The organism is Bradyrhizobium sp. 139, assembly GCF_023074175.1.
In the GTDB taxonomy this organism is placed as follows: Bacteria; Pseudomonadota; Alphaproteobacteria; order Rhizobiales; family Xanthobacteraceae; genus Bradyrhizobium.
In genome coordinates this window covers 34,303-50,065 of the sequence record NZ_JADPKS010000077.1, presented here as the reverse complement: position 1 = coordinate 50,065, position 15,763 = coordinate 34,303, and the positions used below count along the sequence as shown (strand labels likewise).

At 64.5% G+C, this 15,763-nt stretch carries 15 protein-coding genes; 8 read left to right on the top strand and 7 right to left on the bottom strand.

The genetic code is table 11. The annotated features are described in order from the left end of the window. Positions 1 to 245: 245 nt before the first annotated feature. Positions 246 to 1,130 (bottom strand): LysR family transcriptional regulator, encoded by an 885-nt coding sequence (locus IVA80_RS18730; protein WP_247433331.1) that lies wholly within the window; start codon positions 1,128 to 1,130, stop codon positions 246 to 248. A gap of 112 nt (positions 1,131 to 1,242) precedes the next feature. Here IVA80_RS18730 and IVA80_RS18725 point away from each other — a divergent pair, with 112 nt between their 5' ends. From IVA80_RS18725 to IVA80_RS18710, 4 genes are all read left to right on the top strand, one after another. After that, positions 1,243 to 2,607, top strand: coding sequence for an FAD-dependent oxidoreductase (locus IVA80_RS18725; protein WP_247433329.1), 1,365 nt, complete (start codon positions 1,243 to 1,245; stop codon positions 2,605 to 2,607). A gap of 49 nt (positions 2,608 to 2,656) precedes the next feature. Further along, a complete protein-coding gene (locus IVA80_RS18720) occupies positions 2,657 to 3,661 on the top strand; it encodes an ABC transporter substrate-binding protein (protein ID WP_247433326.1) in 1,005 nt (334 codons plus the stop codon). A gap of 188 nt (positions 3,662 to 3,849) precedes the next feature. After that, entirely contained in the window at positions 3,850 to 4,623 is a 774-nt protein-coding gene (locus IVA80_RS18715; RefSeq protein ID WP_247433323.1) for an ABC transporter ATP-binding protein, read from the top strand. Further along, positions 4,616 to 5,440, top strand: a complete 825-nt coding sequence (locus tag IVA80_RS18710; protein WP_247433321.1) for an ABC transporter permease — start codon at positions 4,616 to 4,618, stop codon at positions 5,438 to 5,440. Before IVA80_RS18715 ends, IVA80_RS18710 begins: the two co-directional genes overlap by 8 nt. Positions 5,441 to 5,585: 145 nt before the next feature. On the opposite strand, the gene gtdA is transcribed toward IVA80_RS18710, so the two are convergent. Beyond that, positions 5,586 to 6,626 (bottom strand): gentisate 1,2-dioxygenase, encoded by a 1,041-nt coding sequence (gene gtdA, locus IVA80_RS18705; protein ID WP_247433318.1) that lies wholly within the window; start codon positions 6,624 to 6,626, stop codon positions 5,586 to 5,588. Positions 6,627 to 6,779: 153 nt separating this feature from the next. Here gtdA and maiA point away from each other — a divergent pair, with 153 nt between their 5' ends. Both maiA and IVA80_RS18695 read left to right on the top strand, forming a co-directional pair. Further along, positions 6,780 to 7,412: a maleylacetoacetate isomerase gene (gene maiA, locus IVA80_RS18700; protein ID WP_247433315.1), complete on the top strand. Its 633-nt coding sequence runs from the start codon at positions 6,780 to 6,782 to the stop codon at positions 7,410 to 7,412. Further along, positions 7,402 to 7,914, top strand: a complete 513-nt coding sequence (locus IVA80_RS18695) for a MarR family transcriptional regulator (RefSeq protein ID WP_247433310.1) — start codon at positions 7,402 to 7,404, stop codon at positions 7,912 to 7,914. Before maiA ends, IVA80_RS18695 begins: the two co-directional genes overlap by 11 nt. A gap of 30 nt (positions 7,915 to 7,944) precedes the next feature. Here the strand turns inward: IVA80_RS18695 and IVA80_RS18690 are convergent, their stop codons facing one another. The 5 genes from IVA80_RS18690 to IVA80_RS18670 all read right to left on the bottom strand — a co-directional run bounded on the left by IVA80_RS18690 (position 7,945) and on the right by IVA80_RS18670 (position 13,204). After that, positions 7,945 to 9,558: a benzoate-CoA ligase family protein gene (locus IVA80_RS18690; RefSeq protein ID WP_247433308.1), complete on the bottom strand. Its 1,614-nt coding sequence runs from the start codon at positions 9,556 to 9,558 to the stop codon at positions 7,945 to 7,947. After that, positions 9,555 to 10,694: an FAD-dependent monooxygenase gene (locus IVA80_RS18685; RefSeq protein WP_247433305.1), complete on the bottom strand. Its 1,140-nt coding sequence runs from the start codon at positions 10,692 to 10,694 to the stop codon at positions 9,555 to 9,557. The genes IVA80_RS18690 and IVA80_RS18685 overlap by 4 nt, the downstream gene beginning before the upstream one ends. Before the next feature lie 191 nt (positions 10,695 to 10,885). Continuing rightward, positions 10,886 to 11,101, bottom strand: coding sequence for a hypothetical protein (locus tag IVA80_RS18680; protein WP_247433302.1), 216 nt, complete (start codon positions 11,099 to 11,101; stop codon positions 10,886 to 10,888). 132 nt (positions 11,102 to 11,233) lie between these two features. After that, on the bottom strand, positions 11,234 to 12,040 hold the full coding sequence (locus IVA80_RS18675) for a cysteine rich repeat-containing protein (RefSeq protein ID WP_247433342.1): 807 nt from the start codon (positions 12,038 to 12,040) through the stop codon (positions 11,234 to 11,236). Between the two features lie 162 nt (positions 12,041 to 12,202). Next, positions 12,203 to 13,204 (bottom strand): NADP-dependent oxidoreductase, encoded by a 1,002-nt coding sequence (locus IVA80_RS18670; RefSeq protein WP_247433299.1) that lies wholly within the window; start codon positions 13,202 to 13,204, stop codon positions 12,203 to 12,205. Positions 13,205 to 13,413: 209 nt separating this feature from the next. Between IVA80_RS18670 and IVA80_RS18665 the strand changes: the two genes are divergently transcribed. Both IVA80_RS18665 and IVA80_RS18660 read left to right on the top strand, forming a co-directional pair. Further along, on the top strand, positions 13,414 to 14,709 hold the full coding sequence (locus IVA80_RS18665) for a dicarboxylate/amino acid:cation symporter (protein WP_247433296.1): 1,296 nt from the start codon (positions 13,414 to 13,416) through the stop codon (positions 14,707 to 14,709). 12 nt (positions 14,710 to 14,721) lie between these two features. Further along, positions 14,722 to 15,642, top strand: a complete 921-nt coding sequence (locus IVA80_RS18660) for an amino acid ABC transporter substrate-binding protein (protein ID WP_247433292.1) — start codon at positions 14,722 to 14,724, stop codon at positions 15,640 to 15,642. Positions 15,643 to 15,763: the final 121 nt, after the last annotated feature.

The following is a 15,763-nucleotide window of genomic DNA, read 5'->3' as shown; positions in this document are numbered from 1 at the left end:
GACGACCATCGCGTTGATCCCGTACAGAAGCAGGTTCCCGGCAAGCGGATGACGCAAAAAGGGATTGACTAACCAAGGCCCGTTACAGAAGCCCGGATGAGCGAAGCGACATCCGGGAATGCCGCGAGTGGCCCCGCATATCGCTTCGCTCATGCGGGCTACGGCCTCCGCGCGCTTGGCACAACTTCTCTCAGGTCCGCCCTGCGAGAGCAACTGCCATCTCAATGACAAGCGCGCGACAAGGCTTACAGCGACGGCGCGAGTGACGTTTTCAGCAGGGTGAGCAGCGCCTGCACCGCGGCGGCGTTGCGCCGCCGCTCGGGGATCGCGGCTTTCACCCACAATTCCGGAATCGGGAAATCCCGCAGCACCGCCTTGAGCGTGCCGTCGCGCAAGGCATCCGCGACGAGATAATGCGACATCAGCGCGATGCCGTTGCCGGCGATCGCGCTACGCGCCAGCACATGTCCTTCGTTGGAGGAGAGCAGCGGGCTGACCTGGATGCTGATGCGGCCGCGCGGCCCCTCAAAGATCCACTCCGGTCCCGTCGGCAGAAAGCTGAGGCAGCGATGCTCGACGAGATCGCGCGGATGCTTTGGCGTGCCGTGCTTCTTCAAATAGGCAGGCGACGCGCAGAGCAACCGCTTCAGCGCGCACAGCGGCTCGTCGACGACACCGCCGAAGGAATGCGGGAAGGCGCCGATAGCGATGTCAAAGCCTTCGGTCACCGGATCGACCGGGCGGTCGATCAGCACGATTTCGAGCTTGAGCCGCGGGTTCTGGGTCTGGAACGCGCTGAAGGCGTCGGCGAGCCGCGCCACTGTCAGCGAGGTCGGCGCCTTGATGCGGAGGTGATCGACGAGGTCGTGGCCCTTCTCGCCCATGCGCGAGAGCAGGTCGGTGGCGTCGGTGACGACGCCGCGGGCGCGATGCACGTAGCGCTGGCCGGCTTCCGTCAGCCGCAATTGTCGGGTCGAGCGGTGAAACAGCGGCGTGCCGATCCGCGCCTCCAGTTGCGTGACGCGCTTGGCGACGACGGAGGTCGAGACATCGAGTTTTCGCGCGGCGGCGGAGAAGCCGGCCGCATCGGCGGTGGCGAGAAACGCCTGAAGGTTCACCAGGATGTCCATCTTGACCTTTCTCGATTCGCGAAAGCTGGTCGCGTATTTTGATGGATTGTAGCCTGGCGCGCGTTAATTCATAGTCCGGTCCAAGCAAGAGAGTTTGGGAGCAGGACGCGCCATGCAAGCCATGACGATCGAAGAACCGGCACGCCAGGTGCCGCTCTACGGCGAATATGAAATCGTCGTGCTCGGCGGCGGCCCGGCCGGCATCGTGGCGGCGGCTTCGGCTGCACGCGCCGGGCGGCGGACGCTGCTGATCGAGCGTTATGGCTTTCTCGGCGGCATGGGCACCGCCGCCGGCGTCACCAATTTCTGCGGCCTCCATGGCAATGTCTACGGCCAGGCCCACCGTCTGGTGCAGGGCATGGCGTCCGAGCTGCTGGCGCGGATCGATCGATTGAACGGCCTCAATGCGCCGCATTTGATCCTCGGCAAGGTCTTCGCCCAGGCCTATGACACCGCCGCCTACAAGATCGCGGCCGACGAACTCCTCGCAAGCCACAAGGTGCACATCCTCTTCCACGCGCTCGGCGCCGGCGTGGTGATGGGCGACGACCGCCGCATCGACGCGCTGATGGTCGAGACCAAGGCCGGCCGGCAGGCGGTACGCGCCGAGATTTTTATCGATTGCTCCGGCGACGGCGATCTTGCGGTCTGGGCCGGGGCGCCGTTCGAATTCGGCGACGAGCACGGTCATCCGATGTATCCCTCGATGATGCTCCGTCTCAACGGCATCGATCCGGACAAAGCGGGCGAGGCCTGGCGGACCATCCCGCAATTGATGGAGAAGGCACTCGCCGCCGGCACCCACAAATTCCCGCGCAAGAGCGCGATCGTGCGGCCGCAGAAATCAGGCATCGAATGGCGGGTCAATTTCACGCAAGTGGCGCGCGAGGATGGCCATGCCATCAACGGCATCGAGCCTGACGATCTCACCCGCGGCGAGATCGAGGGCCGCAAGCAGGCGCTCGCCGCCTTCGAATTTCTCCGCACCGTGCCGGGTTTTGAAAAGTCCTACATCGTCGACCTGCCGCCGCAGCTCGGCATCCGCGAGACCCGCCGCATCAATGGCGGTTATCAGCTCAGCGGCGAGGACGTGCTCGGCTGCGCCTCGTTCGAGGACTCGATCGGCGTCAATGGCTGGCCGATCGAGGCCCATGTTCCCGGCGACGTCGTCTTCACCTTCCCGCCGATCCCGGAATCGCGCGGCTATAACGAGCTGCCCTACCGCATGCTGGTGCCCGAGGGCGTCGACAATCTCCTGGTTGCCGGCCGCTGCGCCTCGATGACCCATGAGGGCCAATCGGCGGCGCGGGTCTCCGGTGCCTGTTTCGTGATGGGCGAGGCGGCCGGTTCCGCCGCGGCGTTGGCGCTCTCCGGAAACCGAATCCCGCGTGACATCCCAGTTGAAAACTTGCAGGAAACATTGAAACAACAGGGCGCCTTCATCGGGCGGGACCAGCCCGTGCCCGACGGACTGTGACGGACTGCAAAACGACGGACTGCAAAACAGCGACGACGGAGGAAACGTGATGATCGGGATTGCGCGGCTCGCGCTAGCTAGCCTGGTGGCGATCACAGCGATGGGCACGGCGCACGCCGAGGACGCGCTGAAGGCCAGGGTCGGCGTGCTCAGGCTTTCGTCCTCCGCGCCGGTCTTCATCGCGCAGGACAAGGGCTATTTCCGCGAGGCCGGCCTCGACGTCGAGCTGAAATTCTTCGACGCGGCGCAGCCGATTGCGGTCGCCACGACCTCGGGCGACATTGATTTCGGCGTCACCGCCTTCACCGCCGGTCTCTACAATCTCGCCGGCAAGGGCGTGCTGAAAGTGATCGGCGGCATGAGCCGCGAAAAGGCCGGCTATCCCCTGATCGGCTATTTCGCCAGCAACAACGCCTATGCCGCCGGGCTGAAGACGCCGAAGGACCTCGTGGGCAAGCGCGTGGCGGTGACGCAGGTCGGATCGTCCTTTCACTATTCGCTGGGGCTGCTCGCCGACAAATACGGGTTCAAGCTCACTGAGGTGAAGATCATCCCGCTGCAATCGCTGTCGAACGCGGCGGCGGCGCTGAAGGGGGAGACCGTCGATGCGGCGCTGCTGCCGATCTCGACCGCACGAAAGCTGATGGACGAGGGCGGCGCGAAATTTTTGGGCTGGGTCGGCGACGAGACGCCCTGGCAGCTGGGCGCGGTGTTCGCCTCGCCGAAGACGCTGACCAACAAGGCGCTGGTGACGAAGCTGCTCGGCGTCCTGGCAAAGGCCGACCGTGAGTATCACGACGTCATCCTCGCCGCGATGAAGGACGGCGTCGCGCCGATCAACGACAAGACAAAGCCGCTGCTCGAGATCATCGCAAAATACACCAATTTGCCGGTCGAGCAGGTGGTCGGCAATTGCGCCTATGTCGATCCGGACGGCAAGCTCGACGTGAAGAACGTCGACAACCAGATCAAATGGCTGCAGGAGCAGGGTTTTGCCGACAAGGGCTTTGATGCGAGCGCGATCATCGCCAAGGATTATGTGAAGGCGGATTGATTGATGCGTGCGCCCCTCCATCTCCGTCATCCTGAGGTGCGAACCCGGCCGTGCGAGAGCACGGCGGGGCGAGCCTCGAAGGATGTACGGCCGAGCTGCATCCGGGCCGGGCATCCTTCGAGGCTCGACTTGCGGCAGGCCGCAAGTCGAGCACCTCAGGATGACGGATTGAGAGTGGGGCAGAATTCATGGACCTGATCGCCAACCACATCTCCCATCGATTCGGCGACCTCGCCGTGCTCGACGATGTCTCGTTCACGGTCAGTGCCGGCGAGGTGGTGGCGATCGTCGGGCCGTCCGGCTGTGGCAAGAGCACGCTGCTGTCGATCCTCGGCGGGCTGTTGCAGCCGACCTCCGGTGCGCCCGAGCTGCGCGGATCGCCGCCGGCGGACAGTCTCAATCCGCTGACCTTCGTGTTCCAGGATTTTGCGCTGCTGCCGTGGGCCAATGTGGAGGAGAACGTCGAATTCCCGCTGCTGCACACACAGCTCTCGGCCGCGCAGCGCCGTGCGCAGGTCGATGATGCCTTGCGCCGCACCGGCCTCACCGATTTCCGCACAACCTATCCAAAGCAGCTCTCCGGCGGCATGCGCCAGCGCGTCGGCATCTCGCGTGCGCTTGCGGTCAGGCCTGCGATCCTGCTGATGGACGAGCCGCTCTCCGCGCTGGACTCGCAGACCCGCGAGCTCCTGATGGAGGATTTCGTCCGCCTGCTTGCCGATGGCGGCATGGGTGCGGTCTACGTCACGCATAATCTCGAAGAAGCAGCGCGGCTCGCCGATCGCATCGTGGTGCTGTCGCGGCGTCCCGGGCGCATCCGCGAGGTCGTGAGCGTTCCGATGACGCGCACTGAGCGCGGCGAAATCGCGGCCCGTGAAAAGCTGCTCGCGCTTCAGAACCAGATATGGTCGCTGATCCGCAACGAGGCGATCGATGCCGAGCGCGAGGTGCAGCATGCTTGATCGTGCTCCGGCGGAAGTGCCTGCGAAGAATGAGCCGGCCCGGCGCGTTCGTTTTCGGGGCGCGGGCTTCGTGCCCGCCAGCAGCCGCTTCGGTGGCTGGATCGCGCTGGCCTTCGTCATCGCGATCTGGCAGGCGGCCGGCAGCGCCGGCCTGGTCAATCCGCTGTTCCTGCCGGCGCCGGCGGCGATCGCCCGCGCGATCTACCAGCTCGCCGTCTCCGGCGCGCTCTGGCAGCACCTCTCGGCCTCGCTGCTGCGCATCGGCGTCGGCTGGCTGCTGGGGACCACGGCCGGCGTGGTCGTGGGCTTTGGCATCGGCCTGTCGCGGCTGGCGCGCAGCGTCGGCATCACCTTTATCTCCGCGCTGTTTCCGATCCCGAAGATCGCGCTGCTGCCGCTGTTGATCCTTTGGCTCGGCATCGGCGAAGAGCCGAAGATCGCGACCATTGCGCTCGGGGTGTTCTTCTCGACCGCGATCTCGGTCTATAGCGGCGTCGATGCGGTGCCGCGCAACCTCATCCGCATGGCGCAGAGTTTCAACGTGCCGTTCGCCACCATCGTGCGCAAGGTGATCTGGCCGGGCGCGCTGCCCGCAATCCTCGCCGGCTTCCGCATCACGGCGTCGGTCGCGCTGCTGCTCGTCGTCAGCGCCGAGATGATCGGCGCGCAATACGGCATCGGGGCGTTCGTGCTCCAGGCCGGAAATCTGATGCAGACGGACCAGCTGCTCGCGGGCGTGGTGATCCTGTCGGTGTTTGGGCTGGCGGTTGGCAGGGTGATCAATTGGCTGGAGACGCGGCTGCTGCACTGGCGATAGCTGCAATCACACCCGCCGTCCCGGGCAAGCGTAAGGCCGTAGGGTGGGCAAAGCGAAAGCGTGCCCACCATCTTTTCGTCAGTCGCGAAGGCATGGTGGGCACGGCGCAAGGGCGCCTTTTGCCCACCCTACGAAGCCGGTGCCCTCACGCATTCCCGCGATCTTCGCGAAACAGATCCAGCTTCTGCTGCACCGGCCGATCGGAGAAGCTGAACAGCACCGCATCCATGTCGGCTTCGTGCGTGACCCACCGCCAGCTCGGCACCACGAACAAATCGCGCGGGCCCCATTCGAAGGTCGCATCGCCGATGCGGGTGCGGCCATGGCCCTCGATCGGACAGAACACGGTGGCATCCGTCGAACGGTAGCGCGCGCTCGTAAAACTCTTCGGCAGCAGCTGGATGAAAGTGCCGATGGTCGGCATGGCGAAATCGCCGGTCTCGGGATTGCTGAATTTCAGCTTCAGCCCGTGGCAGGCATCCCACTCCTCGCGCGTCTTGGCTTTCTCCAGCGCCTCGCGCGTATGGGCATAGGGATAGCTGAAGATGGGCGAGGTCTTCGAGCTTCGCTTTACGTCGACCGGCAGCAGATTGTGGCCGTAGCGCGCAAAACTGTCGCCGGACGGTTTGGTGATCTTCTGCTGGTCCTCGTTCGAGCCCTCCGCAAAGGAGCAGTCGAAGAACTGCACCAGCGGAATATCGAGGCCATCGAGCCAGAACATCGGCTCGCTCGTCTCGTTGGAATGATCGTGCCAGGTCATCGACGGCGTGATGATGAAATCGCCTTGCTCCATCGCGGTGCGCTCGCCGTCGACCGCGGTGTGGGCGCCTTTGCCCTCGAGCACGAAGCGCAGCGCCGACTGGCTGTGGCGATGTGCGGGCGCGACGTCGCCGGGCACCACCATCTGCACGCCGGCATAGAGCGAGGTCGTGATTCTTGACTGGCCGCGCAGGCCGGGATTTTCCAGCACCAGCACGCGCCGCTCGGCTTCCTTGGCCGTGATGAGCTTGCCGGCATCGGTCATGTAGTCGCGGATGATTTCGAACTTCCACAGATGCGGACGGCAGGCGCTCCTCGGCTCCGGCGTGATCAAATCGCCCATCACCGTCCACAGCGCGGTGAGATTTTCGCCGTCGATCTTCTTGTAGAACGCCTCGCGTTCCGGCGTCTTGGTCACGGCTTCCATGGTGCGGCTCCCGTTCGGTTTGTCGATTGACAGTATACTGACGATTTAGGTAGCGTCAATGTGACGGACGGACAGTAGCAATGGCAGTCATTCCGGGCTCGACGCTGGCGCGTCGCCCCGGAATGATGAATAAATTTGACAGGAAGGGTTTCGATGAAGCTGCACGGCTATTTCCGTTCCAGCGCGGCTTACCGCGTGCGGATCGCACTGAACCTGAAGGGCCTCGGCGCCGAGCATCTGCCGTATCATCTGCGCAAGGGCGAGCAATGCGCGCCGGCCTATCTCGCCATCAACCCGCAGGGGCTGGTTCCCGCACTGGAGAACGATGCGGGCGCAGTGCTGACCCAATCGGTCGCCATCATCGAGTGGCTGGACGAAATCCACCCGATCCCGCCGCTGCTGCCGAAGGACCCGCTGCAACGCGCCAAGGTCAGGGCGTTCGCGCTGGCGATCGCCTGCGACACCCATCCGGTTCAGAATTTGAAAGTGCTGGCACGGCTGCGCGAGCTTGGCCTTGCCGAAGAGAAGGTTCAGGACTGGGCGGCCTGGGTCAACCGCGAGGGGCTGTCAGCCTGCGAGACGCTGATCAAGAATGAGTCCGGGCCGTTCTGTTTTGGCGATCGGCCGATGCTCGCCGATCTCTGCCTGGTGCCGCAACTCGCCAATGCCCGCCGCTTCGGTGTCGATGTCTCGGCCTATCCGCGCCTGCTCAAGGCGGAAGCGGCCGCCAAGGCGCTGCCGGCGTTCGCGAACGCCGCGCCGGAGAAGCAGCCCGATGCCGAGTAGGCCTGCTCCTCCGATCACAATCGATGCGGTCTATGCCGCGCCGGGCTATCTGTTCCGGCGCATGCAGCAGATCGCGGTCTCGATCTTCATGGAGGAGTGCAAGGCGTTCGACCTGACGCCGGTGCAATATGCGGCGCTGATCGCGATCCACACCCATCCCGGCATCGACGCGACGCGGTTGTCGGCGGTGATCGCCTTCGACCGCTCCACGCTTGGCAGTGTGATCGAGCGGCTGCAGGCCAAGGATTTCGTCGAGCGCAAGCCGGCGCTGGAAGACAAGCGCATCAAGCTGCTCTATCTGACGAAATCAGGCGCCGCGATCCTGCGCGAGATCATCCCCGCCGTCGAGCGCGCCCAGGCGCGCATGCTGGAGCCGCTCAAGCCCGCCGACCGCAAGGCGCTGCTGACGCTCCTGGTACAGCTCGTCGATCTCAACAACGAGGCCTCACGGGTGCCGCTGAGGGCCGAGGATGCGCTGGAGCATCTGGGGAAGGCGGGGTGAAGGTAGTGTGAATGTGGCCGCGGCCTTGCCTCACATCCGCAACAATGCCTGCCGATCGATCTTCCCCGTGCCCGTCTTCGGCAGCTCGTCGATGAAGATCACCTCGCGCGGATATTTGTAAGGAAGCAGCTTGCCCTTGACGTAATCCTGGAGCCTGCGCGTCGCCTCGCTCTGGTCCACGGCCCGATTGTTCATCACCACCACCGCCTTCAGCGTCATGCGCCGGTCCGGGAGCTCTGCCGCGAACACTGCGCATTCGCGGATGTCGGGGTGGTCGGCGAGGCACAGCTCGACCTCGAGCGGGTAGACCCACTGGCCTGAGATCTTGATGAGATCGTCGGCACGGCCGCGGAAGAAGTGGAAGCCGTCGGCATCGCGGACGAAGCGGTCGCCGGTGTAGATCCAGCCGCCGTCGCGGATGGTCTCGGCGGATTTGTCCGGCCGGTTCCAGTACAGCGGCGTGTTGGAATCGCCGCGCACCCACAAGATGCCTTCCTCATCGTCGCCGACCTCGCGGCCGTCCTTGTCGCGCAGCGCGACCTCGTAGCCGGGCACGCGCAGTCCTGCGGCGCCGAGCTTCTTCTGCCCGGGGCGGTTGGAGAGATAGATGTGCAGCACCTCGGTCGAGCCGAGGCCTTCGACGATCTCGAGGCCGCTGAGCGTCTTCCAGCCGTTGAAGACTTCGGCCGAGAGCACCTCGGCCGCCGAGAGCGACATCCGCACCGACGAGAAATCCGTCTTGTCGGTCCCTTCGGCCTTGGTGAGCGAGGTATAGAGCGTCGGCAGGCCGAAGAAGACCGTCGGCTTGTATTGTCCGATCGCGGCGAAGATCGCCGCGGGCTTGGGCTGTCCCGGCAGCAGCAGCGTCGCCGCACCCGCGGAGAACGGGAAGGTGACGGAGTTGCCGAAACCGTAGGCGAAGAAGATTTTCGGCACCGAGAAGCAGATGTCGCCGGGCGTCAGCTGCAACACGTTCTGCGCAAAAGCGGCATCGCTGTAGGCCATGTCGTGCTGGAGATGCACGATGCCCTTGGGCCGGCCGGTCGAGCCGGAGGAGTACATCCAGAACGCCATCTCGTTGCGATGCGTGGCGGCTTCGGCCAGCTCAGCCGGGAACTGCGCGAGCCAGCTTGGCGCTGCGATCTCCGCAGGCGCGGCGTGGTCGTGCGCTTCGCCGTCGACGACGATCAGCGTGCGCAGGCAGGTCGCCTTGCAGGCCTCTGCATTGAAGCGCGTCGCGAATTCGGCATCCGCCACCGCAACGGCCGCGCCGGAATCGGCCAGATAGAATTGCAGCAGGTCCGGCGGCGTCAGTGTGTTGATCAGGAGCGGCACGAAGCCGGCGCGCACCGCGCCGAAGAATGCTGCCGGATAGGCCGGGGTATCGTCGAGGAACAGCAGCACGCGGTCGCCGCGCTTCAGGCCGAGCGATGCAAAGCCGTTGCCCCAGCGGCAAGCTTCCGCGCAAAGCTCGGCATAGCTGCGCATTCCCGCGGGCCCAATCAGCGCGGGCTTGTCGCCGCGGCCTTTGGCGAGTTGGTCGAACAGAATGCGGCTGGCATTGTAGGTTTGCGGAATGGCAAAGCCGATCTCGTGGGCGCCCGCGCTGTCGGCGGGCACCTGGTCGCGGATCTCGTTGCTCATGCCGCATCTCCGCCGTTCCTGGCGGCCTCCAAGCGCGCCATGAAAGCGGGCGACATCGCCCGCAGCCGGGAATCGTCGATGCGGCCGGAGCGGGTGATGTAGCTATAGGCAAAGTCCATCAGGCCGAGCTGCATGTGCTGGGCAAAGTGCTCGTACCAGAAGGCCGAGGTGCGCGCGGCATCGAGGAGCTTCTGCACCACCGGCTTGCGTGCGGCCTGGTAGCGGTGCAGCGCGGTCGAAAGATGCGCGTCCGATTCCAGCGCCTTGACCAGCGCAATGGCATCCTCGATCGCGAGCCGCGTCCCCGAGCCGATGGAGAAATGCGCCGAGTGCAGGGCGTCGCCGACCAGCACCATGTTCTTGAACGACCAGTGCTCGTTCCAGACCCAGGGAAAATTGCGCCAGACCGATTTGTTGGAGACCAGGCAATGGCCACCCAGCGTGTCGGCAAAGACCTCCTCGCAGACGCCCTTGGACTGCTCGGCATCCTTGTAGGCGAAGCCATAGGCCTGCCATGTCGCGTGGTCGCATTCGACCAGGAAGGTACTCATGGTCGGCGAGTAGCGATAGTGGTGGGCATTGAAGGCGCCGCGGTCGGTCTTCACGAAGGTCTGCGACAGCGTGTCGAAGCGCTTCGAGGTGCCGTACCAGGCGAATTTGTTGGAGGAATAGGATAGCGAGGTGCCGAAATCGCCCTCGAAAGCGCGGCGCACCAGCGAGTTCAATCCGTCGGCGGCGACGATCAGATCGTGACCGTTGAGCTGGTCGATGGCGTGGATCTGTGTGTCGAAGCGCGGCGTGACGCCGGCATCGAACGCACGCTGCTGGAGGAACTGCAAGAGCTCGAGCCGGCCGATCGAGGAGAAGCCGACGCCGTCGATGGCGACGCTGCCGCCATGAAGGTTGAGTGTGATGTTCTGCCAGCTCTCCATATGCGGCGCGATCGCGTCGACCGTTTCCGGGTCGTCGGCGCGCAAAAATTCCAGAGCCTGGTCGGAGAACACGACGCCAAAGCCCCAGGTCGCGTCGGCCGGGTTCTGTTCGAACAGGTCGACCTGATCCTCGGGGTGACGCTTCTTCCAGAGATAGGCAAAGTAGAGCCCACCGGGCCCCCCGCCAATCACGGCGATCCGCAACGTCTGCCTCCCTGATTGACAGTATACTTACTATCTAGGGGTAGACTAATGTGCTCCGACGTCCGGCGCCAGCGGAATTATTGGCATGGCATGGCGCGCCGAAGCTGGCTCCAAACACACGATTTGACGCGTGTCCGAAACCATCAGTTGCGAAGCATAGCCAAACCGCGGCGGCTTGGCCATCCGCACCGTCAGACGCAGCGCTTCACCCAGACCCCGTTGACCAGCACTTTGGTGCAGCGGACCGCCGGAACCGGCTTGCGGACCACGACGGCCGCGTTCGGTCCGGCGCAGCCCGCGCGATAGACGCCGCGGGCGCAGACCACCGCGTTGGCATCGGAGGCCTCGAAGGTCATGGTCGCCGCGAAAGCGAGCAGCGCAGAAGCGATAAGCAGCAATGAACGCATGTCTTCCTCCCGGTCTTGTCGTGATTGAAATCGGATGCTTGCAAAAGGCTTGTCGTTGCAGGCGCGCGAAAATTCATTTCGCGTACGCTGCCAGGCATTGTCGCGCGCTGTGGCGCGCAATCATGCGCCGCCTCACCGCGCCGCGAACGGGGCGAGCACGTCCTTGCACGCAGGCGACAGCGATGCGGCGTTGCTGCTGATGCATTGTACGATGCGGCCGCCGCCGGGCGCGACGCCGGCACAGAGAGTGCGGATGTCGGCGCCGCAGGCGGAGCGGACGATGAACAGCTCTTCGCGCGGCCGCAGTGGACGCAGCACGATCGCGGCTGGTGCGGCTGCCGGTGCCGCTGCCGCTGGAGCCGCGCCCGCAGGCGCTGCCGTTGCCGCTGCGCCGCCACCGGCCGCAGCGGTCACGGCCTTCTCGCAGGCCGGCGAAACCTGTGTCTTGTTCTTCTCCAGGCATTCGAGCGCGGGGGCGCCGCCCGGCGGCACGCTGGCGCACACCTTGGGATAATCGGCGCGGCACGCGCTCTTGACCGCTGCAGCCTGCGCGCTGCTCGGCTGCTTTGTGGCAGCAGCCTTCGGCGCCGGCGCGGCTGCCGGTTTTGCAGCGGGGGCGGATTCAACCTTTGGCGCGGCAGGCGCCGTTTCCGCCTTGGGCGCAGCTTCGGTCTTCGGCGCCGCCGCGGGCTCGACCGCGCGAACCGCGGTCTGGCATCCCGATGAGAGGCTCGAGATGTTCTTCTGAAGACATTGATACGCTTCCACGCCGCCGGGCGTCACGCTCGCGCAGTGCGCCATGAAGTCCGAGCGGCATGCGGACCGGATGGCGCCCTTCTGGGCCTCGGTCGGCGCTTGCGCGAATGCGCCTGTTGCAGTTGCGAAGAGCGCCGCCGCCAGCAACGCGCTACGCGATGCATGTTTCAACGTGTCGAACATTTGAGTGTTGAACATTGAATGAATTCCTGCCCAGTCGGTAACGCCGCCGACTTTCTAAAATTGATGCAAACAATCGTCGTGATACTGCGTGCCGCATCATTGGCCGCCTCGACCTCTACCGCAAGTCAATTATGCTGGTGCGATTGCGACGTAACTACGTCGTCAGAGCCTGACCATGCGCTTGCCGCGGTTCTCTCCCGCAAGCAATCCGATCAGCGCTTTCGGCGTGTTCTCCAGTCCGTCGATGATGTCCTCCTGCACCTTCAGTGTGCCGGATGTGACCCAAGCCTGGAGGTCTGCGAGCGCGCGCTGGCTCTCCTTCATGTAGTCCATCACGATGAAGCCCTGCATGACCAGCCGCTTCACCACGATCAGGCCGGGCACGCCGCGCGGGCCATGCGCCGCGGGCGTGCCGTCATATTGCGAGATCGCGCCGCAGCAGGCGATGCGGCCGTAATTGTTCATCTGCGGCAGGCAGGCTTCGAGAATGTCGCCGCCGACATTGTCGAAATAGACGTCGATGCCTTTGGGCGCGGCCGCGCGCAGTGCCTTGAACACCGCGCCGTCCTTGTAGTCGACGGCGGCATCGAAGCCGAGTTCGGAGGTCAGCCAGTTGCATTTGTCCGCGCCGCCGGCGATGCCGATCACGCGGCATCCCTTGATCTTCGCGATTTGCCCGACGATCGAACCGACGGAGCCCGCCGCCGCGGACACCACCACGGTCTCACCCTCCTTCGGCTTGCTGATTTCCAGCAGTCCGAAATAGGCGGTGAGGCCGGCGATGCCGAACACGCTCAGCAGATGCGTGAGCGGTTCGAGCTTCGGCATCCTGGTGAGATGCTTTGCCGGCACCGCGGCAAACTCCTGCCAGCCGGTGTCGCCGAACACGATGTCGCCGGGCGCAAGCCCCGGCGCCATCGAGCTGATGACTTCGGCGATGGCGCCGCCGGCCATCACGCTGTTGGCCTCGACCGCGGAGCGATAGGTCGCGCCATGCATCCAGGCACGGTTGGCCGCGTCGAGCGAGATGTAACGCACGTGCAGCAAGGCCTCGCCGTCCTTCGGCTCCGGCGTCGCACCCTCGATCATCTTGAAGTGCTCGGGACCGAGCTTGCCGCTGGGCTTTTCCACCAGCAGAATCTGGCGATTGATGTTGCCGCTCATGGCGTTTCCCTCTTCGCTTGTTTGACGATTATTGATGCAGCCGCCGCAACGAAAAGGTGCAACCCGCACTCGTTGTGCGCTGCATGAAGGCTAGATCGCGCGCGCTGATTTCGCAACGGGAACATCGGTATTGCGAATGCACGCAAAGCGTGTTGCGTCGTTGCACTATCTGCGACATCATGAAGCGGCCGGTGTTGTGGGGGTCTTCTATGTCGAACAGGTTTACGCAATACATTCTGGCGGCGATGGTGCTGGGCATCATCATGGGCGCGGCGATCTATAATTTTCTGCCCGATACCCGCGCCGACTGGGCCTCCTCCATCAACCTGATCGCCGTGATCTTCCTGCGCCTGATCAAGATGATCATCGCGCCGCTGGTGTTCGCGACCCTGGTCGGCGGCATCGCCCATATGGGCTCGGGCTCCAAGCTCGGCCGTATCTTCGCCAAGACCATGGGCTGGTTCGTCAGCGCCTCCTTCGTGTCGCTGATGCTCGGCCTCGTGATGGTCAATCTGCTTCAGCCCGGCGCCAACTTCCCCGGCACGCTGCCGGACAGGGCGCAGTCGACGGGCTTGCCGGTTTCCGCCTTCTCGATCGAGAAATTCCTGACCCATCTGATCCCGACCTCGATCGCGGATGCGATGGCGCAGAACGAGATCTTGCAGATCGTGATCTTTGCCGTGTTCTTCTCGGTGGCGATGGGCTCGATGCCCGAGCGCTCCAAGCCGATCCTGGCGCTGATCGACGACATCGGCCACATCATGCTCAAGGTCACGGGCTATGTGATGCTGTTCGCACCGTTCGCGGTGTGGGCCGCCATCACAGCGACGGTCGCCAAGAACGGCCTGCTGGTGCTCTGGAAGCTCATCGTCTTCATGGGCGGCTTCTATCTCTCGCTCGCGCTCCTGTGGGGCATCCTGGTGGTCGTCGGCTTCATCGTGATCGGGCCGCGCTACGCCCACCTGCTGAAGCTGATCCGCGAGCCGCTGATGATCGCGTTCTCCACCGCGAGCTCGGAAGCGGCCTATCCGAAGACGCTGGAGGGCCTCAACCGCTTCGGCGCCTCGTCGCGAATCTCCAGCTTCGTGCTGCCGCTCGGCTACTCCTTCAACCTCGACGGCACGATGATGTACTGCACCTTCGCCAGTGTCTTCATCGCGCAGAGCTATCACATCGACATGCCGCTCGGCACCCAGCTTGCGATGCTGGCGACGCTGATGATCACCTCGAAGGGCGTCGCCGGCGTGCCGCGCGCCTCCCTCGTCGTGATCGCCTCGACGTTGTCGCAATTCGGCATCCCCGAGGCGGGGCTGTTGATGATCATGGGCATCGACACCTTCCTCGATATGGGCCGCAGCGCCACCAACGTGATCGGCAACACGCTCGCGACCTCGGTCGTGGCGAAGTGGGAAGGAGAGCTCGGGCCCGAGCATGCGATGGGGGCGGGCGACGCCGTGCCGGGGGACATGATTCCCGGCGAAATACCCGCGATGGCCGGCCATTGATTGGAGTGCACCATGCGCCCTATCACGGCGATTTCGAGCGGTCTGTTGCTGGCAGCGCTTCTGCTGGCAACGGGTGCCTCCGCCCAGACCGGCGGCAGCGAAGGGCTTAGCCCGACGCTATCAGCCATCAAGAACGCGCACACCGTGCGGCTCGGCTATCGCGAGAGCTCGCCGCCGTTCTCGTTCCTCGACCAGGCGGGCCGCCCGGTCGGCTACAGCCTCGAGCTCTGCGAGGCCATCGTCGAGGAGATCGGCGTCGAGGTCGACGATCCCAACCTGAAGATCGGCTACGTCAAGGTCACCTCGGATGACCGCATCGACGCGGTGCTCCAGAACAAGATCGACCTGGAGTGCGGTTCGACCACCGCCAATGCCGAGCGCGGCAAGCGCGTCGCGTTCTCGCCGTTGATGTTCGTCGCCGGCACCAAGCTGATGGTGCCGAAGGCGTCCAGCGTCCAGTCGCTGGCCGATTTGAAGGGCAAGACCATCGTGGTGACGAAAGGCACCACCAACGAGCAGGCTATCCAGGCGGCCGACAAGAAGTCCTCGTTGGGGCTGAACATCGTCGTCGGTGCCGATCACGAGCAGTCATACCAGATGCTCGTCGACGGCAAGGCCGATGCGTTCGCGACCGACGACATCCTGCTGTCCAGCCTGATCGCGCGCCACAAGGCGCAGGACAAGTTCCGCGTCACCGGCGACTACCTGTCCTACGATCCCTACGGCATCATGTTCAGGAAGGGCGATCCGCAACTGTCGGCGGTGGTCGAGCGCACCTTCCGCAAGCTCGGCTCCAACCACGACCTCGTCCCGCTCTACAACAAATGGTTCATCGCGCGGCTGCCCACCGGCGAACGGCTGAACGTGCCGATCTCGCTGCAACTGGAGGAAGCCTTCAAGGCGATGGACGATTCGGCGAGCGCGAATAATTAGGAGAGCTTCGTCGAGAAGTCGAGGAGCGGGCTACCATTCCGTCATCCTGAGGTGCGCGTGGCGCGATGCAAATGCATCGCGCCGGGAGCCTCGAAGGATGAACGGCCGCGCCGGTGCAGCC